Origin of the sequence: Streptomyces sp. WM4235, from assembly GCF_001279725.1 — a bacterium.
Taxonomy (GTDB): Bacteria; Actinomycetota; Actinomycetes; order Streptomycetales; family Streptomycetaceae; genus Streptomyces.
Window position 1 is genome coordinate 1 of the sequence record NZ_LGDE01000232.1, and the last position, 749, is coordinate 749.

The following is a 749-nucleotide window of genomic DNA, read 5'->3' on the forward strand; positions in this document are numbered from 1 at the left end:
CTGCGCCGGGGTGATGCCCGGGTTGGCGCTCGCGAGGAGCGCGGCCACGCCCGCGACGTGCGGGGAGGCCATCGAGGTGCCGCTCATGGTGCCGTACTTGCCGCCCGGCTGGGTGCTGTAGATGCCGGTGGCGTCGCCGCCCGGGGCCGCGACGTCGATGACGTTCAGACCGTAGTTGGAGTACGAGGCCTTCGCGGTGGTGCCCATCGCCGACACCGTGACCACGCCCGGGAGTTCGGTCGGGATGTCCAGGCAGGCGTTGGTGATGGTGCGGGTGACCGGCGTCGAGTCGTTCGGGCTCTCGGTGTCGGTCTTCTTGTTGGCCAGGTCGATGTTGGAGTTGCCCGCGGCCGCGACCTGGAGCGAACCCTTGCCCTCCGCGTACTCCTGGGCGCGCTTGACGCCCTCGATGATCGCGGCCTGGTCGGCGTTGTCCGGGCAGTTGAACTGCCAGGGGTCCGTGTAGTAGCTGTTGTTGGTGACCTTGAAGCCGTGGTCACCGGCCCACATGAACCCGCAGACGGTGTTCTCGGCGAAGAACAGCGAGGAACCGGGCTCGGCGATGCGCACCGAGGAGATCTTCACGCCCGGGGCCACACCGATGACACCCTTGCCGTTCTTGGCCGCCGCGACGGTGCCCGCCCCGTGCGTACCGTGGGTGCCGACGTCGCGCCAGGCCCCGGTACGGGGGGGAACGGAGGGGGAGGGGCTCGGCTCCCCGCGGGACGAGGAGGCGGGTGGCCACCGAC

Annotated in this window: 1 protein-coding gene; it reads right to left on the minus strand. The window is 70.4% G+C overall.

From position 1 onward, the window contains the following. Positions 1-749 (minus strand): S8 family peptidase (locus ADK55_RS17775; RefSeq protein WP_159041439.1); only part of this gene is annotated, 749 nt, incomplete at both ends.